Source organism: Bradyrhizobium arachidis (genome assembly GCF_015291705.1).
Classification (GTDB): domain Bacteria; phylum Pseudomonadota; class Alphaproteobacteria; order Rhizobiales; family Xanthobacteraceae; genus Bradyrhizobium; species Bradyrhizobium arachidis.
Map to the genome: position 1 here is coordinate 3,881,017 of NZ_CP030050.1, position 21,924 is coordinate 3,902,940.

The 21,924-nt window shown below is 63.8% G+C and carries 22 protein-coding genes and 1 pseudogene; 13 read left to right on the forward strand and 10 right to left on the reverse strand.

Annotation, left to right across the window (positions count from 1 at the left end):
* Positions 1 to 10: 10 nt before the first annotated feature.
* The 8 genes from WN72_RS17890 to WN72_RS47840 all read right to left on the reverse strand — a co-directional run bounded on the left by WN72_RS17890 (position 11) and on the right by WN72_RS47840 (position 7,916).
* Positions 11 to 1,123: an ABC transporter permease gene (locus WN72_RS17890; RefSeq protein WP_092217468.1), complete on the reverse strand. Its 1,113-nt coding sequence runs from the start codon at positions 1,121 to 1,123 to the stop codon at positions 11 to 13.
* Positions 1,124 to 3,874: a ribosome-associated ATPase/putative transporter RbbA gene (gene rbbA / locus WN72_RS17895; RefSeq protein WP_092217467.1), complete on the reverse strand. Its 2,751-nt coding sequence runs from the start codon at positions 3,872 to 3,874 to the stop codon at positions 1,124 to 1,126.
* Positions 3,871 to 4,941 carry an HlyD family secretion protein gene (locus WN72_RS17900; protein ID WP_027559064.1) on the reverse strand — a complete coding sequence of 357 codons (1,071 nt, stop codon included), beginning with the start codon at positions 4,939 to 4,941 and terminating at the stop codon, positions 3,871 to 3,873. The genes rbbA and WN72_RS17900 overlap by 4 nt, the downstream gene beginning before the upstream one ends.
* Positions 4,942 to 5,022: 81 nt before the next feature.
* The gene (locus WN72_RS17905; RefSeq protein WP_092217466.1) at positions 5,023 to 5,508 is read right to left on the reverse strand and encodes a DUF992 domain-containing protein; all 486 of its coding nucleotides are present in this window, start codon (positions 5,506 to 5,508) and stop codon (positions 5,023 to 5,025) included.
* The gene (locus tag WN72_RS17910; protein ID WP_092217465.1) at positions 5,509 to 6,108 is read right to left on the reverse strand and encodes a hypothetical protein; all 600 of its coding nucleotides are present in this window, start codon (positions 6,106 to 6,108) and stop codon (positions 5,509 to 5,511) included.
* The gene (locus tag WN72_RS17915) at positions 6,105 to 7,229 is read right to left on the reverse strand and encodes an AI-2E family transporter (RefSeq protein ID WP_167380960.1); all 1,125 of its coding nucleotides are present in this window, start codon (positions 7,227 to 7,229) and stop codon (positions 6,105 to 6,107) included. The genes WN72_RS17910 and WN72_RS17915 overlap by 4 nt, the downstream gene beginning before the upstream one ends.
* A 69-nt stretch (positions 7,230 to 7,298) precedes the next feature.
* A complete protein-coding gene (locus WN72_RS17920) occupies positions 7,299 to 7,535 on the reverse strand; it encodes a hypothetical protein (RefSeq protein ID WP_027559068.1) in 237 nt (78 codons plus the stop codon).
* A gap of 189 nt (positions 7,536 to 7,724) precedes the next feature.
* The gene (locus WN72_RS47840) at positions 7,725 to 7,916 is read right to left on the reverse strand and encodes a DUF6894 family protein (RefSeq protein WP_092217463.1); all 192 of its coding nucleotides are present in this window, start codon (positions 7,914 to 7,916) and stop codon (positions 7,725 to 7,727) included.
* 256 nt (positions 7,917 to 8,172) lie between these two features.
* Between WN72_RS47840 and WN72_RS17930 the strand changes: the two genes are divergently transcribed.
* On the forward strand, positions 8,173 to 8,883 hold the full coding sequence (locus WN72_RS17930; protein WP_092217462.1) for a Bax inhibitor-1/YccA family protein: 711 nt from the start codon (positions 8,173 to 8,175) through the stop codon (positions 8,881 to 8,883).
* Positions 8,884 to 8,903: 20 nt separating this feature from the next.
* Here WN72_RS17930 and WN72_RS17935 read toward each other — a convergent pair whose 3' ends face one another.
* A complete protein-coding gene (locus WN72_RS17935; RefSeq protein WP_027559071.1) occupies positions 8,904 to 9,407 on the reverse strand; it encodes a DUF1269 domain-containing protein in 504 nt (167 codons plus the stop codon).
* 438 nt (positions 9,408 to 9,845) lie between these two features.
* Between WN72_RS17935 and WN72_RS17940 the strand changes: the two genes are divergently transcribed.
* From WN72_RS17940 to WN72_RS17950, 3 genes are all read left to right on the forward strand, one after another.
* On the forward strand, positions 9,846 to 11,063 hold the full coding sequence (locus WN72_RS17940) for a sensor histidine kinase (protein ID WP_244553828.1): 1,218 nt from the start codon (positions 9,846 to 9,848) through the stop codon (positions 11,061 to 11,063).
* A 66-nt stretch (positions 11,064 to 11,129) separates the two neighbouring features.
* Entirely contained in the window at positions 11,130 to 11,759 is a 630-nt protein-coding gene (locus tag WN72_RS17945) for a response regulator (protein ID WP_092217461.1), read from the forward strand.
* A gap of 150 nt (positions 11,760 to 11,909) precedes the next feature.
* The gene (locus WN72_RS17950; protein ID WP_092217460.1) at positions 11,910 to 12,545 is read left to right on the forward strand and encodes a response regulator transcription factor; all 636 of its coding nucleotides are present in this window, start codon (positions 11,910 to 11,912) and stop codon (positions 12,543 to 12,545) included.
* 9 nt (positions 12,546 to 12,554) lie between these two features.
* Here WN72_RS17950 and WN72_RS17955 read toward each other — a convergent pair whose 3' ends face one another.
* Positions 12,555 to 13,646 carry a HoxN/HupN/NixA family nickel/cobalt transporter gene (locus WN72_RS17955; protein WP_092217459.1) on the reverse strand — a complete coding sequence of 364 codons (1,092 nt, stop codon included), beginning with the start codon at positions 13,644 to 13,646 and terminating at the stop codon, positions 12,555 to 12,557.
* Between the two features lie 183 nt (positions 13,647 to 13,829).
* On the opposite strand from WN72_RS17955, the gene WN72_RS17960 reads away from it, so the two are divergent.
* The 9 genes and pseudogenes from WN72_RS17960 (at position 13,830) to WN72_RS18000 (ending at position 21,923) form a co-directional block, all read left to right on the forward strand.
* The gene (locus WN72_RS17960) at positions 13,830 to 14,132 is read left to right on the forward strand and encodes an urease subunit gamma (protein ID WP_027559076.1); all 303 of its coding nucleotides are present in this window, start codon (positions 13,830 to 13,832) and stop codon (positions 14,130 to 14,132) included.
* Positions 14,133 to 14,151: 19 nt separating this feature from the next.
* Complete coding sequence (locus WN72_RS17965) at positions 14,152 to 14,601, forward strand: urease subunit beta (RefSeq protein WP_051378492.1); 450 nt, start codon at positions 14,152 to 14,154, stop codon at positions 14,599 to 14,601.
* Between the two features lie 28 nt (positions 14,602 to 14,629).
* A complete protein-coding gene (locus WN72_RS17970) occupies positions 14,630 to 16,351 on the forward strand; it encodes an urease subunit alpha (RefSeq protein ID WP_027559078.1) in 1,722 nt (573 codons plus the stop codon).
* Positions 16,352 to 16,360: 9 nt separating this feature from the next.
* A pseudogene (locus tag WN72_RS17975) lies at positions 16,361 to 16,936 on the forward strand (urease accessory protein UreE); the annotation flags it as partial.
* 100 nt (positions 16,937 to 17,036) lie between these two features.
* Complete coding sequence (locus WN72_RS17980) at positions 17,037 to 17,756, forward strand: urease accessory protein UreF (RefSeq protein WP_092217458.1); 720 nt, start codon at positions 17,037 to 17,039, stop codon at positions 17,754 to 17,756.
* Positions 17,757 to 17,775: 19 nt separating this feature from the next.
* Entirely contained in the window at positions 17,776 to 18,420 is a 645-nt protein-coding gene (gene ureG / locus WN72_RS17985; RefSeq protein WP_092217457.1) for an urease accessory protein UreG, read from the forward strand.
* On the forward strand, positions 18,417 to 19,367 hold the full coding sequence (locus WN72_RS17990; protein WP_092217456.1) for an urease accessory protein UreD: 951 nt from the start codon (positions 18,417 to 18,419) through the stop codon (positions 19,365 to 19,367). The genes ureG and WN72_RS17990 overlap by 4 nt, the downstream gene beginning before the upstream one ends.
* Before the next feature lie 47 nt (positions 19,368 to 19,414).
* The gene (yut, locus tag WN72_RS17995; RefSeq protein ID WP_092217455.1) at positions 19,415 to 20,431 is read left to right on the forward strand and encodes an urea transporter; all 1,017 of its coding nucleotides are present in this window, start codon (positions 19,415 to 19,417) and stop codon (positions 20,429 to 20,431) included.
* Between the two features lie 46 nt (positions 20,432 to 20,477).
* The gene (locus tag WN72_RS18000; protein WP_027559082.1) at positions 20,478 to 21,923 is read left to right on the forward strand and encodes a GntP family permease; all 1,446 of its coding nucleotides are present in this window, start codon (positions 20,478 to 20,480) and stop codon (positions 21,921 to 21,923) included.
* Position 21,924: the final 1 nt, after the last annotated feature.

The following is a 21,924-nucleotide window of genomic DNA, read 5'->3' on the forward strand; positions in this document are numbered from 1 at the left end:
CCATCCGGCCTCATTGCAGGAATTGCCTGAAGCGACGAAGGGACAGGACGAACAATACTCCGCCGATTGCCAGCAGCGCGGCGAATTGCGGCCACACCACGGTCAGACCGGCGCCGCGAAACAGGATGGCCTGGGCAAGGATCACGAAATGGGTGTTCGGCGCAGCGAGCATGATGTTCTGGATGATCTCGGGCATGCTCTCCCTCGGGGTCGTGGCCCCCGACAGCATCTGAAGCGGCATCAGCACCAGCATCAGCAGGAGACCGAACTGCGGCATCGTGCCGGCGGACGTGGCGAGAAAGATGCCCATGCAGGTGGTCGCAAAGAGATAGAGCGCCGTTCCGATCAGGAACATCGGGATCGAGCCGTCGATCCGGACCGCCAGCAGGCCCTGAACGATGAAGACAAGCGATATGCTGGCTGCAAGGAACACGACGAGCCCCATCGACCAGATCTTGCTCGCCATGACCTCGAACGGGGTCACCGGCATGACCAGGAGATGTTCGATCGTGCCGTGCTCGCGCTCGCGGATCAGGGCCGCGCCGGTCAGGATGATCGACAGCATCGTGACCGAGGAAATGATGTTGTTGATAGCTCCGAACCAGGTCCTGTTGAGCTCGGGATTGAAGCGTGCGCGGAGCGCCAGATCGATCGGCAGCGGCGCGGCCGAGCGGTAGCGGGACAGGAACTCGCTGACCTCGTCGGTGACGATGGACTGGATGAAGCCGCTTCCGGTGAAGGCCTGCGACATCCGAGTTGCGTCGACATTGAGCTGGATGGCGGGCGATCTCCGCGCCAGAAGGTCGCGCTGGAAATTGGGCGGGATGTTGAGCGCAAAGGTATCGAGCCCCGAATCCATACGGGCCATCATCTCGGATTGCGGGATCAGCCGGGGAATCGTGAAATAGGGCGGGCTGAAGGCCGTGATGATGCGCGTTGCGGCGGGAGATCTGTCCTCGTCGACGATGGCGATCGCGGCCTGGTTGAGGGTCTCCGGTTGTGCGCTGGAGGAGGTATAGATCGAGATCGTGAAGGCATAGACGATCAGTATGAGCATCATGGGATCACGGAGCAGGCCGCGGAGCTCCTTGATACCGAGCTGAATGACATTGCCGATCTGCATCTAGTTTGCCTGCTTCTTGAGAAGCACAGCGCCGAGCGCGAGCAGCACCGGGACCGTGACGGCGAGAGCCACGAAGGGTTCGGACAGATCGCCGAAGTCGAGGCCCTTCGAGAAGGTGCCGCGTGTAATGGTGACGAAGTGGGCAGTCGGATAGATTCGCCCGACGAGGGCGCCCGCGCCCTGGAGCGAGGAGACCGGATCGACCAGTCCCGAATATTGCGTGGCCGGGATCATGGTGAGCAGCGCGGTCGCGAAAATCGCGGCAATCTGGCTTGCCATGAACGACGAGATCACGAGGCCCATCGCAGTCGTGATGATGACGTATAGCAGCGCGGCCGAGGCGAAGGCGGCGAAGCTGCCCGTGAAGGGGACGCGAAAGATGAACACGGCGAAGGCGGTCAACAGCAGGAAATTCAGCATCGCGAGCGCCACATAGGGAAGCTGCTTGCCGATGAGAAATTCCAGCCGCGTCACCGGGGTGACGTAGAAGTTGATGATCGATCCCAGCTCCTTCTCCCGCACGACGCTTAGCGTAGCCAGGATGGCCGGAATGATCAGGAGCAGGATCGGGATCACGGCCGGCGCCATCGCGACGATGCTCCTGATGTCGGGATTGTAGAGGAAACGAACCTCGATCTGGAAATCGCCGGTGGTGCCGGCGCTGCCATGGAGCTGCTGGGCGCGCTGCGCCAGCCAGGTCGTGTGCATCGCCTGCACGTAGCCGCGCACCGTCTCGGCACGAGACGGCATTGCGCCGTCGACCCACGCGCCGATCTTGACGTTGCTGCCACGGGCGACGTCGCGGCCGAATCCGGGCGGAATCTCGATCGCAAGACTGAGCTCGCCGCTGCGCATGCGGCGATCGAGATCATCATAGTCGGTGATCGGCGCAAGTTCGGTGAAATAGCGTGAACCTGCGATCTGGAGCACGTAGTCGCGGCTGGTCGTGCTGTCGTCGCGGTCCATGACGGCGAAAGAGAGGTTCTCGACGTCCATGTTGATGCCGTAGCCCATCACGAACATCAGGATCAGGCTGCCGAGGATCGCAAGCGTGGCGCGGATCGGATCGCGCCTGAGCTCGAGCGCCTCGCGCTGGGTGTAGGCGAACATGCGGCGCGGATCGAAGACGTGCAAGGCGCCGTGCGCCTTCGCGGCAGTCTTGCCGGTGATTTGCGGCGCCGGCGATGCCCCGGCCGGATTCGTTGCCGCGATAGCGTCCTCCAGATAGGCCACGAAGGCCTGTTCGAGATTGCCGCCGCCGCGCCGGGCGGCAATTCCCGCCGGCGTGTCGCTGATCATCACTTTGCCGGCGTGCATCAGCGAGATGCGATCGCAGCGTTCCGCCTCGTTCATGAAATGGGTGGAGACGAAAATCGTGACATTGTCGTGCCGCGAGAGATCGGACAGGATTTGCCAGAAGCCATCGCGTGCGATCGGATCGACGCCGGAGGTCGGCTCGTCCAGGATCAGGATATCGGGCGCGTGGATCATGGCGACGGCAAGCGACAGGCGCTGGCGGACGCCGAGCGGCAGAGCGTCGGGCAGGGCGTCGATGACCCCGGTGAGATCGAAGCGCTCGACCATCTCGCGGACCCGGTTGCCGATCGTATCCGGCGCGAGCCGAAACAGGCGCGCGTGCAGCTCCAGGTTCTGACGGACGGTCAGCTCGCTATAGAGCGAGAAGGCCTGCGACATGTAGCCGACGCGGCGCCGGACATCCATGTCCCTGGGGTCGACCTCGTGTCCGAACAGCCGCGCTTCACCCTCGCTTGCCGGCAGCAGCCCGGTGAGCACCTTCATGGTCGTGGTCTTGCCGCAGCCGTTGGAGCCGAGGAAGCCGAAGATCTCGCCGCGGGCGATACGAAAGCTCACATGATCGACCGCAGTGAAATCGCCGAACCTGACCGTGAGCTGCTCGGCTTCGATCGCGATGTCCTCGCCCTGGTCGCTCGCGCGAGGCGGGATGACCACCTCTCTGTGGGCCCGACGTTGCTCCTCCGGGAGCAGGGCGATGAAGGCGGCGTCGAGAGTGTCGGTATCTGTCTGTTGCAGCAGCTCGGACGGCGTGCCGGTTGCGAGCACCCGCCCGTCGTCCATCGCGACAAGCCAGTCGAACCGCGCCGCTTCCTCCATATAGGCGGTGGCGACGATGACGCTCATGCCGGGGCGATCTTTCCGAATGCCCTCGATCAGCTCCCAGAACTGGCGCCGCGAGAGTGGATCGACACCGGTGGTCGGCTCATCGAGGATCAGCAGGTCTGGGTCGTGGATCAGCGCGCAGCACAGGCCAAGCTTCTGCTTCATGCCGCCGGACAGCTTCCCCGCCGGCCGGTCGGTGAACGGCGCAAGGCCGGTATCCCGCAGGAGCTGGCCTATTCGCTCCTCGCGCTCGTGCCGATCGTGACCGAACAGACGCCCGAAGAAGTCGACATTCTCGAACACGGAGAGCGTCGGGTAGAGGTTCTTGCCGAGACCTTGCGGCATGTAGGCGATTTGCGGGCAGGTCTGCCGCCGGTGAGCGGCATCGGCCATGTCGCCGTCAAGCACGAGAACACGGCCTTGCTGGATCGCGCGCGCTCCTGCGACGAGCGACAGCAGGCTCGACTTGCCGACGCCGTCGGGGCCGATCAGGCCGACCATGCGTGCCGGCGGAATCTCGAGCGTGATGCCGTCGAGCGCGCGCGTCGTACCGTAGGACAGCCCGACCGCTTCGAGGCGTATCACCGGAGGCGGATCGGGCGCGTCGCTCATTTGACCAGATTTTCCGTAAGCTGCGCCGGCCATTCGGCCTTTTGATCAAGGCGAACGAAGGCGCGGCCGGGAAGCCCGGTCTTGACCTGCTCGATGTTCCTCCGCAGCAGATCCGGCGGAATGTGCGCCCTGACCCGGAACATCAGCTTCTCACGTTCCACCTCGGTTTCGACCGTCTTCGGCGTGAATTGAGCGACGCTGGCGACGAACGTCGCTCTGGCGGGAATGACCCATTGCGGCGCGGCGTCGAGGACGAGCCGGACCTCCGAACCGATCGCGACACGGCCAGCCTGGGCCGTCGGCAGGAAGAAGGTCATGAAGACGTCGCCGAGATCGACGAGATTGAGCACGCGTCCACCGGCGCTGAGAACCTCGCCGGGCTGGGCCACGCGGAACTGGACGCGTCCGTCACGTGGTGCGCGAAGCGTCGAGTCGTTCAGATCGGCCTTGATGCTCTCGATGGAGGCTTTCGCCGCCTCGACCGCAGCCTCCGCATCGACCACTTGCGCCTCGGCCGCACCGATGGCGGCTTCCGAGCCTGCAAGCTGGGCCTCCGCCGCCGCGACGGCTGCGCGTGCGCCGTTGGCGGTCGCCCGGTCGTCGTCGAGCACCTGCTGGGACACGGCACTGGTCCTGATCAGCTGTTCGGAGCGCTGGAGCCTCCGGTCGGCTGCATCGTACTCCGCGCTGCGCTGCGCGATCACCGCGGTCGCCGTTTTCTTCTCGGCCTCACGTTGGGTGACAAGGCTTTTGGCCGTCTCGATTCCGATCGTGGCACGTCGCAGCTGGGCCTGTGCCTGGCGAGCCTGCGCCTCGAGCTGCACCGTATCCATCTGCGCCAGCGCCTGTCCCGCCGAGACCAGATCGCCTTCGCGCACCAGGATGTCGCGAATGCGCCCCGGTGTCTTGGTGGCGATATCGATCTCGACCGCCTCGATGCGGCCGTTGCCACTGGCGAATCCGCTTGGAAGACCATCGCCCCCAAGCGCCTGCCAAGCGAAGTAGCCGCCGACGCAGAGTGCGACGGCAACGAGCGCGATCAGCCAGCGTTTTCGATTAGGTGTCATGACCCGGGCTGCTTTGTCGCGCAACGGGGTGGAAATGGTCGCATCCGCTCCGTCGATGCTGCGCGGGATCGCGGGCGCAATTCATCCTCGCCCCCGCGGTCCAAGCGTCAGATTGGTCACGCCGGCGGCAAGGTTCAGCCCGATCGACCGTTCGATCGACAACGGCTGAAGCATGACGCTCCGGCGAGAGCCGCCGATCAGAACGTTGGCGCCAAGGCCGGGACCCAACGCGACATTGCCGCTTGCACCGACATATTGGCCGCGCAAGGTACCGGGACCGATCCGCGAGTTCCTGGCGAACACGACCCAGGATAGGGTGCCGGCGCTGGTTACGCCGATGTCGAGGCCGACGCGCCTGATCCGTCCCTCGTAGATATATGTCCGCTGCGGATGCCGCCGGTAGAACGTGCAGCGCAGCGACTGCGCCGATCCGAGCACCAGTCCGACACGTGGCGTCGACCAGCACAACAGCCTGCCGACCCGAAACGCTTCGGCTTGCGCAGGTGGTGCGACACCGCAAGACCATGTCAACGCAGTGATGGCTGCAAGATGCCAGAACTTTCGCATTCAATCCTCCGCCTGGTTGCTCATTCGCGTGGCGACGTGCGGCGGCCTGCGGTCCTGGCGCAGCCAGAACGAGATGGCGAGCCCGATCAGCAGCACGGCGCCCAGCAGGAAAAAGAAGATGGATTGCTTCAGCCAGGAGATCGCCGGCACGGCCGCGCCCATCGCAAGGCCAAGAAAGCTGATCTGCACCGACAGCAGGCTCACGCCCGCAAGGAACGTCCCGAGCGCAAGCAAGGTCAGCAGGACGAGGCCGGTTGCCGGCGTGGGCAGCAATTGCTGCACGCCGGAAATCAGCATGATGTTCATCGTGACCAGCACTGCGATCCAGTGCAGCGCCTGGGTCCAGACCAGGCGGAGCTGGTTGTCCCTGCCATCGACTTCCGGCCATTTGGTCACGACGCAGACGACGCCGATGGCGAGCGCCAGGAATTCCCAATAGCCGGTCAAAGGCTGGTGCGAGACGTTGGTGTAGGCGACGCCCGCGATGGCGAGCAGCAGCGCGACCAGATAGGGAAGCTGCTGCCACATGAATTGAGCCGTCCCCGATCGCGTCGGGGCGGTCTCGGGGAGGTCGCTTTGCTGCGCGTCAATTCCGCTCATGACTGATCGCTCGCAATCGTTGCCGGCCTCGGATCGTCGCCAAGATAATCCTCGACATAGAACCTGATGATCGCGACCCGGCCGATGGCGACGAGAGGCATCGCAAGTGCGATGCCGAGGACGCCGAACAGGGAGCCGAGGAGGACGATCGCGACCAGCGTCCAGGCCGGCGGAATTTCGACCGCCTGGCGCTGGATCAAGGGACCGATCACATACCCTTCGATCGACTGGATGATGGTGTAGATCACGACGGCCCAGATCAGCAGCGATGCGCCGAGCGGCATCGCCACGAGCGCGATCGGGATCGCGGCAACGATCGGCCCGAGATAGGGAATGAAGTTCGACAGGCCTGCCTGAAGCCCCAGCACGAAGGGACCGGGCAGCCCAATGAGATAGAGCGCGATCCAGACGCACAACGTCATCAGGACGATGCGAACCAGTTGACCGACGAACCACAGCCGCATGATGCCGCCCATCTCATCCATCACGGCCCGCGCACGGGCGCGGTACGAGTGCTTGACCAGCATGACCACGCTTTCGCGATGGCCGGTGGGATCGAAGGCGAAGAGGATGCCGAGGAACAGGATCACGAGCACAGCGGACAGGAAGCTCGATGCTCCGCCGAGCAGAAACTGGGCGTGGCTGAAGAACCGGCCCTGATCGGCGAACAGCCATTGAGCGAAGTCGCGGCCCCATTCCGGGCCGAGCAGGTCCACGCCATATGACAGCAAGTGCTCCTGGAGCACGTCGAGCTGGGTATCCATGACTTTCAGCAGCAACCGCGTCTGTTCGGGCAACTTGCCCGCGCCCCAGGCCATTCCAAAGCCTGATAGCGCGGATAGCAGCAGAAGCACGAGCGTCAGACGCCAGGCGCGGCTGATCGGAACGATCGAAGCCAGAGCTCGCGCCGCGGCGTCGAGCAAGGCCGCGAACAGCACGCCGGCGAAGACGATGAGCAGGCTGGAGACCGTCTGCCATATCAGGAACAGGGCAACGCCAGTGGCGAGCAGGGAGAGGCCGACGGCGAGCATGCTTCTTGGCGGCTCGGCGCTGTCCGGCCGTTCGGCAGCGGTCAGCACGACCTCGCGGAATCGATCTGGTCCCATCCTGGAATCGCTCATCGCTCGATCCATCGCCAGGCATCTCCGGCGCAATGCCGCTGCCGGCCGTGGGGCGCCTCCGCAGTGGCCTCAGGTACGAACGCGACGGCTGCCATAATGCGGGTGCCGGCCGCCGCGATGACGCCAGTAGCGGTGCTTGACCGGGTTGGTGTTGGTGTTGGGGACTGCCTCCTTCGGCGCAGCCGCACCTGTCTGCGCTGGTGCCGCCGCGCCGGTGTCCTTCGGTTGCGCGATCGAGAGGGATGGCAGGGCAAGGGCCACCAATCCGGCCAGAACCAGGCCGCGACCAATGGCGTGAATGTTCATGCCCGCCTCCATGCGCTCAGGGGACCACGGCTCGGATCGAGACGGCTCCGAGGGCAGGCAATCTTAGAAGTGCGCGTGGTGTGCGCACATCGGGGATTCTCTGTAGGCGGCGAGGGCAGGAAATCGGCAGGCGCGATGGACGCGCAACTCCGTAAAAGCGCCGCGGCTAAAGAGGCGCTGCCCTGGCGCTCACGAACAGGAAGCTGGGGCTGGCCGCCCGGCAACGAGCACGACGCTGCCGCGGAAGAACTCGCCGGCCCTGGCGAGTTCGACGGCAAGATGCCTGGCATGCCGGACGGCCGCATCCTGATCGATGCAGTCCTGTCCGATGCCATCGGGACAGACACCGTATTTGTCGGCGATGTGAAAGAAGAAGCGCATGCCCGGATTAGGGCAGACGAGGCGCTGGCTTCCAAGTGACAAAGGCGTAAGGCGCCTACGCCGAAAGGCTTAGGCGCCCGGCGTTCATGGTCTTGCGGATAGGTAACGTCAGCACGGCGGTGGCTGCTTGGCGGCTCGCCGGTTGCATCGCGCGCAGGTGGTTGCCGCCGGCGCTATTCGGGTGATTGGCGGATGTCGCTCCGCCGGCACGCACGATAGCGTCACCGTTCTCTGTGAGATCCAGAGGAGGCCAACCATGTCTAATCTCGACCAGAACCTGACCGCTGCGCAGACGGGCGGCACTGCGAGCGCGGTGGACGCCGGATTGCACGACTACATGCTGCGGATTTACGGCTATATGGCTGGAGGTGTCGGTCTGACCGCGCTCGTCGCCTGGCTGACCTACGAGATCACCGGTCCCGCGCTGCTCCAGAGTCCATTGATGTGGCTGTTCATCCTGGCGCCGCTCGCGTTGGTGTTCTTCATCGGCTCGCGCATCAATACGCTGTCGGTGTCGACGGCGCGGTTACTATTCTTCATCTATGCGGCCCTGATCGGCGTATCGCTCTCGATCTTGCTGCACATGTATACCAGCTCGTCGATCGCCCGCGTCTTTTTCGTCGCGGCGGCGAGTTTCGGCGCGCTCAGCATGTTCGGCTACACGACGCGGCGCGATCTCTCCGGCCTCGGCACCTTCCTGTTCATGGGGCTGATCGGAATCATCATTGCGAGCCTGGTCAACCTGTTCCTGTCGTCGAGCACGCTCGATTGGCTGATCTCGATCGTCGGCGTCGGCGTGTTTGCCGGCCTCACGGCCTACGATACGCAGCGGATCAAGGCGATGTACGACAGCGCCGATGACCATACCTCCGCGGGGCGCAAGTCCGTCATCGGAGCGCTGTCGCTCTACCTCAATTTCCTGAACCTGTTCCTGATGCTGCTGCGTCTTGCCGGCGGCCGGCGCTAAAGACGCGGAGGGACGGCGGCTCAGGCCGCCGGCCGCTCCACGGCGCTCTCGAGGGCATCGCGCAGGATCTTTTCCTTGGTCTCGTCGAGCGAGGTCTTGAGCACGACGCCGCCGGCGTCCTTGATCTCCTTGATCACCTTGTCGGCGGTCATGTGCTTGATCAGCACGAATAGGGCCGCGTTGCCGGACTTAAGGTTGGCGGACAGGCTCTTCATGAAGGCATCGTCGATGCCGAAGTCGGAAAGCGCGCCGCCAAGTGCGCCCGAAGCGGCGCCGACCGCGACCCCCAGGATCGGATTGAGGAAGAGGACGCCGATGAGAAGACCCCAGAAGCTTCCCGTCATCGCGCCCATGGCGGTCGTGTTGACGAGCTGATTGAGCTTGATGCCGCCCGAATCCGTCTTCACCGCGATCACGGCGTCGCTGATGGTGATCAGATATTCCTTTTGCAGCTTCAGCAGTCGCTGACGCACTTCCTCGGCTTTCGCTTCGGACGGATACACGATCGCGACAAGATCCGACATGGAGACCTCCCGTTAGGTCGAAAGACAGGCACCGGAACGTCCGACCTTATCGCGCAAGCGTCGCTTTCGGGATCGGACGAAACCCTCGACACCGTGGATGAATGTCCCGATGGGCAAGCTCGCACTCGGCGCGAATTTCGCACGCGGAACCTCGGTTCGAAAAATCCGCATATGCTGCTATTTACTCGTTCCTGACCGGACCCGCGGCGCCGCCTACGATCGACGTGGCACAAGTTGCATATTCGTGCGTTGCAGAGCGGGCGTCACGAATTCGAGATTTTATTCCCATTGCAATGCTACTTGATGGTGTGAGCGCTGTTCGGGGTGTATAGTCGGTTGGCTCCAGGGCGGCGGACCTTCCGGAGCCGGATTGTGGATGTTTGGCGGGCGGGGGCCCACGACTGCTTTCGGTGCCGAAAAGGCGCCTGAATAGAGTGAGTGCGTACCGTGAAACTACATGGCCGTCCCCCCACGGAGTTGCATCGTACCAGCCTCGGGAGCTGGCTGCGAATAGGTTCGGACGATTCGATCGAGGCGCTCCATTGGAAGTTTTCGAGGGATCTTCTCTTCGTCGTTCGCCCGATCTTTGAGGGGCGGTTCGCCTATGAGGCGATCAATCCCGAGTTCGAATCTCATCTCGGCCTCTCGTCAAAGGACGTCCGCGACATGGATGTCTTCGATTGCATGAGCGGAGACGATGCCAGAGCCGTCTGCGAGACGCTTCGGGCGTGTCTCGCCGAAGGTGCCGAGATACGGATCCGGCAGCGTCTCGCGCTCGGCGGCTCGCCCCGGAACATGGAAACGACCGTGGTGCCGGTCGTCGATCCATCGGTCGGCGGCGTGGTCGGACTGATCGGCAGCCATCGTTCCATACGCAACGGCCCCCGCGAGAGCGTCATCGAACGCGACGACGGCCTCGCCATGGACGTCGGCCTGTTGTCCATCCAGGAAGGCATCCAGCAACGGATCGCGTCAGACCTCCACGATTCGACCTGTCAGCATTTGATTGCCGCCAGCCTTGGCTTGATGCGGGTCCGGAGCCATCTCGGCGAGACGGCCTCGGCAGGGCAGCTTTGCGACGACATCGATACGTCGATTGACGAAGCTCTCCGCGAGATCCGCGCCTTTGCCTATCTGCTGCATCCCCGGAATCTGGCGGGAGAGGGCCTGAAGGCCACCATTGAACGATACGCGGAAGGATTTGCGGCGCGCACGTCGTTGCGGGTGACGGTCGACATCGTGCCGGAGGTCGATCGGTTGCTCTACGAAACCAAGCGCTCGTTGCTGCGCGTCGTCCAGGAGGCCCTGACCAACGTTTTCCGTCACGCGAAGGCGACGGAGGTGGCGATTGTCATCGACGCGACCAATGATTGGTTCCACTTGACGGTCCGCGACAACGGACGCGGCCTCCCGGTAGAGCCCGGCCGGCGCGGCACCAGGACAGCATCGATCGGGGTCGGAATTCCGGCGATGCGAGCACGGCTGCACGAGATTGGCGGCACGCTCGACATCCATCCCAATCGGGCAGCGCCGCAATCCGGCACGGTCTTGTACGCAGCGTTTCCGTATGCCCTGGCGGCAATGCGAGACAATCGGCGAAGAGACACGACAACGACGCGGGCCCGCGCAGGCAGACGGTCAAAGAAAGAACACTAGCCCCCCGCGGTGCCAGGTCCAGGGTCCGGACCGAAACGCTGTGAACGGATACTGGAGCGCTCTGCCATGAAGCGAATTCTCATTGCCGACGATCATGAGGCGGTACGGTCGGGATTACGGGCGGTGATCGAGCAACGGGCGGATTGGGAGGTAGTGGCTGAGGTGAACGATGGCGGCAAGGCGGTGGCCGCCGCGATCGAGAGCCGGCCCCATGTCGCCATCGTCGACTTCTCCATGCCGCGCATGACGGGCGTCGAGGTGGCGCGGCGGATCAGGGATTATCCGCTGCAGACCGAGGTGCTGATCTTCACCGTGCACAATTCTGGCCTGCTGGCGCAGCAGGCGTTCGAGGCCGGGGCGCGCGCATTCCTGGTGAAGTCCGATGCCAACAAGCTGCTGCTTGCCGCAGTCGAATCGCTGCTGCTGCACAGGCCGTTCTGCAACAGAAGCTGCTCTACGGAACTCGATCGCGGGCCTGCGGGCGATGGCAAGCGCCACGACGATCTCACGGCGCGGGAGCAACTGGTGGTCAAGCTGGTTGCCGAGGGCTACAGCAACAAGGGAATCAGCGCGATCCTCAACCTCAGGGTCAAAACGACCGAGGCCCACCGGGCGGCCGCGATGCGTAAGCTCGAGGTGAACTCGACGGCAGGGCTGGTTCGCTACGCCGTCCGGGCCGGACTTGTCGAGGCTTGAGGCGGGAACACCGACGCGGCGTTCCGGAGGTCAGGACCTCCGCCGAGAGATCTCAGGGTTTTGCTGGATAACGCCCGCAGCCGCGGCCCATATGATCGCCAGCGTCGTTGACGGCCTCGCGGGCAAAGCGGGGAAAACGGGAACGATGCCGTGAAACGCATCTTGATTGCGGACGATCATGAAGTCGTGCGATCCGGTTTGCGCGCGATCGTCGAAACGCATTCCAACTGGATCGTGAGCGGAGAAGCGACCAACGGCGAGCAAGCGGTTGCGCTGACGCTCGAAACCAGGCCGGATATCCTGATCGTGGACTATTCCATGCCGATCATGAACGGCCTGGAGGTCAGTCGCCGCCTCAAGGCGCTCCATCTTCGCGCCGAAGTCCTGATCCTGACGATGCACGAGAGCGAGGAGCTTCTGACCGAGGCCATCCTGGCGGGGGTACGCGGCTTCCTGTTCAAGTCGGACGCCCGCAAGCACCTGATCTTCGCGATCGAGGCCCTGCTCGACGGCAGGCCCTATTTCACCAGCATCCTGCTGGAGAAGCTGCTTCATGATTACCAGGTGAACAAGCAGAACCGGGCCGACATGCTGCTGACCTCGCGCGAGCAGAGCGTCGTGCAGCTGATCGCGGAAGGGCATACCAACAAGTCGATCAGCACGATCCTGAAGCTGAGCGTGAAGACGGTCGAGACCCACCGCGCCTCAGCTATGCGCAAGCTCAGGATGTCCTCCACCGCCGAGCTGGTCCGTTACGCCATTCGCAAGAGGCTGGTCGCGCCCTGAAGACCGCTGTTACGCCACGTCGCGCGCCTCGGCACAGGCGAGACGTCCCGTATTCCGGTGAGGTCCGCGATCTGCAACGAATGCGCGATACAGCGCGACGGATACGAGCCAGGCAAACCCGAACAAGCCGATCACCACGAAGCCGAGATCCGCAAGGCTCTCGTTGAGGCCGGCAATGGTCGACCACAAATGGCCTGATAGCTCGAACTGCCTGCCGAGCAGGCCGAGCGCCTCCACCCCGCCGATGAAGAGTGCGATGACGACCGACGCCCCCGTGATCGTGAGGTTGTACCAGAGCTTGCGTAGCGGATCGACGAAGGCCCAGCGATAGGCGTTCACCATCAACACACTGTCGGCAGTGTCGACCAGTGCCATGCCGGCGGCAAACAATGCCGGAAACACCAGGACGCTCCCGGCTGACCCGCCGCGAACCGCCTCCGCTGCCGAGATGCTCATCAGGCCGATTGCAGTTGCGGTGTCGAAGCCGAGGCCGAACAGGAAGCCGAGCGGATACATGTGCCAGGTCTTCGTCACGATGCGGAACGCCGGGCTGAGCAGGCGCGCAAATACGCCCACTCCGGGAGCAGCGTCGAGATGTTCCATATGGTGGCTTGCCTTCCGGGTTTCAGATCGGAAGGTGCGCCACAGGCCGATGAAGATGGCAAGATTGATCAGCGCGATCAGCAGCAGGAACGCGGCCGAAACCGAAGTGCCGATCAGGCCGCCGATGCGCCTGCCCGGGCTGTCATCACCCCAAAATCCGATTGCGGTTTCCGACAGCAGCATGGTCGCCGCCACGACCACGCTGGAGTGCCCGAGCGCGAAATAAAGTCCGGCGCTTTTCGGCGCACCGCCTGCCTGGATCAACTTGCGCACCGCGTTGTCGATCGCGGCGATATGATCGGCATCGACGGCGTGACGCAGGCCGAACACCCAGGCGAGCAGGGCGGTCGCCATGACCACTGGACGGTCGGCGAACAGGGCGAATGCCCAGAGCCATGCCGCGACATTGGCGAAGATGAGCCCGCCGAACAGCAGGGCGGTGCCGAGCTCGATACCTCGCAAAGACCGCTTCGTCGCCTGGTACGTCGCTTGGCCCATGGCCGCACCTCGGTGTGAGCTTCATCAAAGTCCATCATACTGACGAAGGCAAGAGCCGAGCATGACGACGCCGGCTCATTGGTATTTCCCGATCTCCGACTGAGTAGAACACCGGATGATTCTTGCCGGAGACTTGTTCCAACGTGGCTGCGGTCCTTGGGAGCCGGGCTCCGGGAGAATCCCATGCAGCTAACCCCGCGAGAGTTCGACAAGCTGCTCGTCCACATGTTGGCCGACGTGGCGCTGAAACGACGGGCCAAAGGCCTCAAGCTCAACTATCCGGAAGCGGTCGCCGTGATCTCGGCGGCGGCCCTCGATGGCGCACGCGCGGGCAAGACGATCGAGGACGTCACCAACGAGGCGCGCACCGTTCTCACCAAGGCCGACGTCATGGATGGCGTTGCCGATCTCATTCCGATGGTGCAGGTCGAGGCCGTGTTCAGCGATGGCAGCCGCCTGGTCACGGTGCATACGCCGATCCAGTAAACGTTTGGAGGAGGTCGACATGGCCGGACCAAAACTAGGCCCCAAGATTGCCGCCGATGTCGATCCGGCCACGTCGAGCGTACCGGTCGGTGGCTATGTGTGCAGCCCGGCAGCGATCACCTTCGATGCCGATCGGCCGGTGACCGCGCTCAAGGTGCGCAATGCCGGAGACCGCCCCATTCAGGTCGGCTCGCACTTCCACTTCTTCGAGGTCAATCCCGCGCTGGAATTCGATCGCGCCGCGGCGTTCGGCCTGCATCTGAACATCCCGTCCTCGACCGCAACGCGGTTCGAGCCCGGCGACGAGCGCGAGGTTCAGCTCGTTCCCTATGGCGGCAAGCGCGCCGTCTATGGCTTCAATAATCTTGTCGATGGTCCGACCGCCGACAAGAACGCCGCCAAGATGAAATCCAGGGCGGTGGCGCTGGCGGCGGAACGGGGCTTTCGTTCCTCGCAGACCAAGGCGTGACGCGTCCATTTCTTGAACGAGGGCCGTGATGGCGACCATCTCCCGGCAGGAATATGTCGGCCTGTTCGGGCCGACGACAGGCGACCGGATCCGCTTGGGCGATACCGGTCTGTTCGTTGAAATCGAGCGCGACCTGCGCGGCGGCTACGGCGACGAAATCGTCTTCGGCGGCGGCAAGAGCATGCGCGAAGGCATGGGAATGGACAATCAGGTGACGCGGGCGGGCGGCGCACCCGACCTCGTGATCACCAACGTGACCGTCATCGACGCGATGCTGGGCATCGTGAAGGCCGATGTCGGCATCAAGGATGGGCGCATCTGTGCGATCGGAAAGTCCGGCAATCCGCAGACAATGGATCGCATCACGCCCGGCCTGGAGCTGGGCCTGGCGACGGACGCCATCTCGGGCTCACATCTCATCCTAACGGCTGCCGGGATCGACACGCACATCCATTTCATCTCGCCGCAGCAGGCCGAGGCTGCGCTCTCAAATGGCACGACCACTTTGATCGGCGGCGGGACCGGTCCTTCGGACGGATCCAACGCGACAACGGTCACGTCGGGCCCCGGCAACATCAGCATGATGCTGCGCGCGTTCGAAAACTGGCCGCTCAACGTCGGCATTCTCGGCAAAGGACACGGCCACGGCAAAGCCGCCTTGGTCGAACAGATCGAGGCGGGGGCGGTCGGCGTGAAATGCCACGAAGACTGGGGCACCACGCCGGCTGTGCTTCGCTCCGCGCTCACGGTCGCTGATGAGACCGATACCCAGGTCTGCATCCATACCGACACGCTGAACGAGTCCGGCTTCATCGACGATTCGATTGCGGCGTTCGAAGGACGAACGGTCCATTCGTTCCATACCGAAGGATCCGGCGGCGGCCACGCGCCCGACATCATCAAGATCGCCGGGCTCCCCAACGTCCTGCCGTCGTCGACCAACCCCACGCTCCCCTACGGCATCAATTCGCAGGCGGAGCTCTACGACATGATCATGGTGTGTCACCATCTCAGCCCCGATATTCCCTCGGATGTCGCATTCACCGAGAGCCGGATCCGCGCCGAAACCATCGCCGCGGAGAACGTCCTTCAGGACCTCGGCGTCATCTCGATGTTCTCGAGCGACTCGCAGGCGATGGGGCGGATCGGGGAATGCTGGCTCCGCTGCATCCAGACCGCCGATGCGATGAAGACGGGACGCGGCAAGCTGCCGGAGGACGCACCTGGCAACGATAATTTCCGGGTGCTGCGCTACGTCGCGAAGATCACGATCAATCCCGCTATCGCGCATGGCATCGCCGACGTGCTCGGCTCGGTCGAGGTCGGCAAGATCGCCGATCTCGTGCTGTGGGAGCCGGCATTCTTCGGCGCCAAGCCGAAGATCGTGATTAAGAACGGCTTCATCAGTTGGGCGGTGATGGGCGATCCGAACGCCTCGCTGCCGACGCCGCAACCGACCTATTACCGGCCGATGTTCGGCGCCTACGGGGATGCGCTGGCCGCCAATTGCATCACCTTCGTCTCCGGCGCCGCGCATGCCGCCGGCGTCAAGGAACGGCTTGGCCTGCGCCGCCAGGTGATGCCGGTGAGGAACGTGCGCAAGATCGGAAAGCAGAACATGGTTCGCAATACCGGCACGCCGAAGATCGAGGTCAGTCCGGAGACCTTCGCCGTGACCGTGGACGGCAAGCACGCCACCGTTCCGCCACTGACGACGGTGTCGTTGAACCAGAAATATTTCTTCAGCTGAGGATCGGCCATGATCATGATTGAGAGCGTCCTGGGCAATTCCGTCGATCCGGTATGGGCCGGACGGCTGTCGGACGCCGAGATAGATCTGGTCGAGATCGACCAGTGGGAGGCGCAGAAGAGCCGCTTCCGGAAGACCACGGCCAAGGGCGCGCAGGTGGCAGTCTCTCTCGATCGCCACACGCATCTTTGCGACGGGGACATCCTGCTCTGGAATGAGCAGACGCGGGCGGCGCTGGTGGCGCGGATCGAGCTGCGGGACGTCATGGTTGTGCATCTGGACGAGCTGACGACCGAGGCGCCCGACCTCGCAATGCGGACATGCGTCGAGCTCGGCCACGCCATGGGCAACCAGCACTGGCCGGCCCTGGTCAAGGGCACCTGCGTCTATGTCCCGCTGACCGTCGATCGCAAGGTGATGGCCTCGGTCATGAAGACGCACCGCTTTGAGGGCATCCGCTTCGAATTCGTCTCCGGACGCGAGGTCGTTCCTTACCTCGCCCCGCATGAATCCCGCCGGCTGTTCGGGGGCGCCGAAGGGCCGGTGCATTCTCACGCGCACGAGAGCCACGTCCACGACGCGGCAGAGGCGGGGCAGGTCAACGGACACTCGCCGGCGCACGTCCACGCTCATCCGACTCCAGCTCCACATCAACGAATCTCGCCGGTAACGGCCGGCTCCGCACGTGATCACCGCAAATGATAATGCGGGCGCAACGAGGAGTTCCGCGTGGCTCTCGCGGCTGCTCCAGTTTGGCGACTCGATGTTTCCCGTCGGCGCGTTCTCGTTTTCGTCCGGACTGGAATCCGCCGTTCAGGAAGGCGTCGTCACTGACGTGGCCACTCTGCGAGCCTTTGCGCTGACGGCACTGGAGCAAGCGGCGCGCGGTGACTGCGTCGCACTGATCGCTGCGCATCGCGCGGCCCTCGCCGGAGACATCGAGACCCTCGCGCACATCGACGCGCAGGTCTATGCGCGCAAGCTCTCGGGCGAAGCGCGGGTGATGTCGGTTCGCATGGGCCGGAAGTTCACTGACATGGGTGTCGAGGTGGTCGGCGCGCCGCTGCTTTGCACCTGGCGTGAATGCATTGCGAAAGCGGTCACTCCGGGCTGCTACCCGATCGCGTTGGCGATCAATTTCGCGGTGCAGGAGTTGCCCGCTTATCAGGCGTTCGTTGTGCACCAGTATGGGGTGGCGACAACGATCCTCGGTGCGGCCCTGCGGCTGATGAAGATCAGCCACATCGAAACGCAGAGGATTCTCTACGAGCTCACCGGACAGGCGGAAGCGATGTACGCGGTCGCCGCGACGGCCCGGCTGTCGGATATGGCCGGCTTTGCGCCCCTCACGGAAATTCTGGCCGCTGTCCATACCCGCGCGCATGTGCGCCTGTTCATGAACTGACGTCGAATGGAGCCTCGTCATGTCGAAGAGTATCACGCGCATCGGTATTGGCGGCCCGGTGGGGTCGGGAAAGACCGCGATCGTCGAAGCCATCACGCCGCGGCTACTCGATCTCGGCATCAAGGTGCTCATCATCACCAATGACGTGGTGACGACCGAGGACGCCAAGCACGTTCAGCGGACGCTCAAGGGCATTCTGCTGCATGAGCGCATCATTGGCGTGGAGACGGGCGCCTGTCCGCACACCGCCGTGCGCGAAGATCCGAGCATGAATCTTGCCGCGGTCGAGGATATGGAGCGGCGCTTCCCCGACAGCGACGTCGTGCTGATCGAGAGCGGAGGGGACAATCTGACCCTGACGTTCTCGCCCGCCTTGGTGGACTATTTCATCTATGTGATCGACGTCGCCGCGGGCGACAAGATCCCCCGCAAGAACGGCCCCGGGATCACTTATTCCGATATCCTGGTCATCAACAAGACCGATCTTGCCCCTCATGTCGGAGCCAGCCTCGAGGTGATGAGACGGGATTCGCAGCTGATGCGCGGCGCAAAGCCGTTCCTGTTCACCAACTGCAAGACAGGCGAGGGCATTCCGGAGCTGGTGGGGCTGATCGAGCGGGAGTTCCTGTTCGACATCAATCCGCGCGAACGGCGGTCGGCATGATACCGGCAGCGTTCCATCCCTGGTCCCGGGCCGAAGCGCTCGGCGCATCGATGCCCGAGTTTGCGTCCTTTCAGGACGAGCCGCCGCAGATGCGCAGCGGCACTGTCGGAAAGACGGGGTTCCTGCGCCTGGGCTTCGAACGGCGTTCCGGCCAGACCATCCTGACCGATTTGCAACGCCGCGCGCCCTATATGGTGCAGCGGCCGCTGTACTGCGATGAAGCGATTCCAGGCTTGGCGAGCGTGTTCCTCATCACCACCACCGGCTGCGTGTTGCAGGGCGACCGGCTCGGTCTCGACGTAAGCCTTGGTCCGGCTGCGCAAGTTCATCTGACGTCACAGTCGGCGACCAAGATCCATGCGATGGACGCCAACTACGCGGCGCAAAGCCAGACGATCACGCTCGCCGACGGTGCCTATCTGGAGTTTCTCCCGGATCCCGTGATTCCGCACCGGCACTCGCGGTTTCTCAGCGATACGCAGATCTGCGTCGCGCCGTCGGCGACCTTGCTGTTCTCGGAAATCATTCAGCCCGGCCGCAAGCACCATCATCCCGACGAGTGCTTTGGCGCAACCGTGTTGTCGATATCGACCTCGGCCGCGCGGCCCGATGGCCGATCCCTGTTCGCGGAGAAGCTGGTGATCGAGCCGCAGCGCTATCAGATGCGGCAGACCGGTGTGATGAACTCCTTCGACGTACTCGCCAACGTGATCCTGTGCACGCCCATGGAGAGGGCGGAGCGCATCCACGAACGCATGCAGGCTGCGGTCGACCTCGCGGACGGGATCGCCTTCGGCGCGTGTCGCCTGCCCAATGAGGCCGGTCTGATCTTCAAGGTGCTCGGCCGGGAAACGGCGCAGGTAAAGGCCAAGGTACGCGAATTCTGGGGGATAGTCCGCGAAGAGGTCGTCGGTGCCGCGCTGCCGCCGCCGTATTTGTGGCGGTAGCAAGCGCTGCCGACGGCTTGCCGGCCGACGGGTTCGAGGAGGCAGCAATGGAAAAGATCTTGGCCAACTGGGAAAGCCTCTCGGTGTCGTCAGGCGCGTTGCGGTTCCTGGACACCAATCTGCGCGGCATTGGACAGGTCATGTTCCAGGATAATCCGCTGAGCGGGGCGCTCTTCCTCGCCGCGATCGCCTGGGGCTCCTACGCTGCCGGCACACCCCAGGTCGCGATCGCCGGCGTGCTCGCGGTTATCGTCTCGAACCTGACGGCGCTATGGCTTCACGTCGAAAGCGAGCCGCTTCATTCCGGTCTCTATGGCTTCAACGGCATTCTCGTCGGCCTTGCGCTGGCAACGTTCCTGGCGCCCGGACCGCTGCTTTGGGTGTATGTGATCTTGGGGGCGGCCGTCTCCGTGGTCGTGATGCTTGCCACCACGAACGTCGTCAAGCCTTGGGGAGGCGCGCTCACATTTCCGTTCGTGCTCACGACGTGGCTGCTCTTGCTGGCTACGTATGGGTTTTCCGGCCTTGCGGGAACGGCGCTGCCGTCCGGCGCAGTCGTGACCGCCTTCCAACCCTACAAGGCGAACCCGCTCCAGCTGATCGACCTCGGCAATGGCGTGATCCTGAGCATCTCCCAGGTATTTCTGAAAGGCAGCGGCATCTCAGCGCTGCTCCTGCTTGCGGGGCTTGCTGTGAGCTCCCTCGCAGCAGCCGCCTTCGCGCTCGGGGGAGCGGTCTTGGCTGTGCTGACGGCCCATCTTTTCGGCGCCGAGAGTGACCTGATCACCGGTGGCCTGCTTGGGTTCAGTCCGGTTCTGACGGCGATCGCGCTTGGGACCGTCTTTTATCGGCCGAGCTGGCGCGTCGTGGCCTACGCAGCCCTTGCGACGGTGTTCACGGTGATCGCTCAGGCAGCCCTGAACGTGGCGTTGACCCCGTTTGCCATCCCGGCGCTTACGGCGCCCTTTGTCCTGGTGACGTGGCTGTTCCTGCTGCCGCGACAGCGGTTGGAGACGGTCGCTCCTGCCGCCAACGACGTCGAAAAGCCTGTCGCAGGAGCTTGATCCGCAACGCGGCGATCATCGCTCCGAAATTGCTGGAAGGTGCACCATGGGATTGCTTGGGGTGTTGGTCGGACTAGCGCTGCTGATGTGGCTCGCGTACCGGGGCGTCAGCGTGCTGCTGGTCTCTCCGCTGGCGGCGCTCATCGCGGCCGCATTCTCGGGCGAACCGTTGCTGGCGCAATGGACGCAAACATTCATGAGCGGGGCGGCGCGGTTCGTCGCGCAATGGTTTCCCATGTTCATGCTGGGTGGCCTGTTCGGCAAGCTGATGGGGGACAGCGGCTCGATCAGCGCCATCGCGCGAGGTCTGACGAAAAGGCTGGGAACCAGCCGCACGATATTGGCGGTGGTGATCGCCTCGGCGATCGTGACCTACGGCGGCGTGAGCGTGTTCGTCGCATTCTTCGTGCTGGTGCCGATGGCGCACGAGATGTTCCGGGCCGCGGACCTGCCGCGCCGTCTGTTGCCGGCAACGATCGGGCTCGGTGCATTCACGTTCACGATGTCGGTGATGCCCGGAACGCCCTCAGTCAACAACGCCATTCCGATGCCGTACTTCGGCACCACCACCTTCGCGGCTCCCGGCCTCAGTATTATCGCGTCGATTATCATTTTCGTCTTCGGAATGTGGTGGCTACGTCGGGCCGAGGCGGCTGCACTCAAGGCCGGCGAGGGGTACGGCGGCGGGGTCGATGTCGCGCCGGTCGTCAGCGAGATGGTTCGCGAGCAGGCGGCCCCCGCAGGCGACTTCGATCCGGCCGAGCTGCCGCATGGCAAGCCAGCCGAAAGTGGGCCTAGCTTCGCGCTCGCCGTGCTGCCCCTGGTCGTTGTCATTGGCACGAACTTCCTGATGTCGCTTGTGGTGTTCCCGCGACTCGATTTTTCGTTTCTATCGGAGGAGCAGTGGGGCGGCACGACCATCGGGGCCGTGTCCGGCGTCTGGTCAGTCATCGTAGCGCTCGTTGCAGCAAACCTGACCGTCCTTCTCGTCAACCTGCGACGCTTGCCCTCCGTGCGCGAAAGTCTCGACGCCGGAGCGAATTCCGCCGCGTTGCCGATGCTGATGATCGCGAGTCTTGTCGGCTTCGGCGCAGTCGTGGCCGCACTACCGGCATTTGCGACGGTTCGCGACGCGGTCTTCTCGATTCAGGGCGGACCGCTCGTCTCGCTGGCCGTCTCGATGAATGTCCTGGCGGGGTTGACCGGGACCGCGTCCGGCGGCATGGCCATCGTCCTCAACGCGTTCGGCGACGACTTCATGCGCCTCGCGGCCGAGCACCACCTCGCTCCGGAATTGATGCATCGCATCACGACGATGAGCGCCGGTACACTGGACGCGCTTCCCCACAACGGCACCGTGCTCCTGCTGTTGCAGATCAGTGGTCTCACCCACCGTGAAAGCTATCTCGACATGGTGATGACCGTGATCGTCAGCTGCATCATCGCGCTCGTTGCCGTCCTGATCCTGGGGTCGATGTTCGGATCGTTCTAAC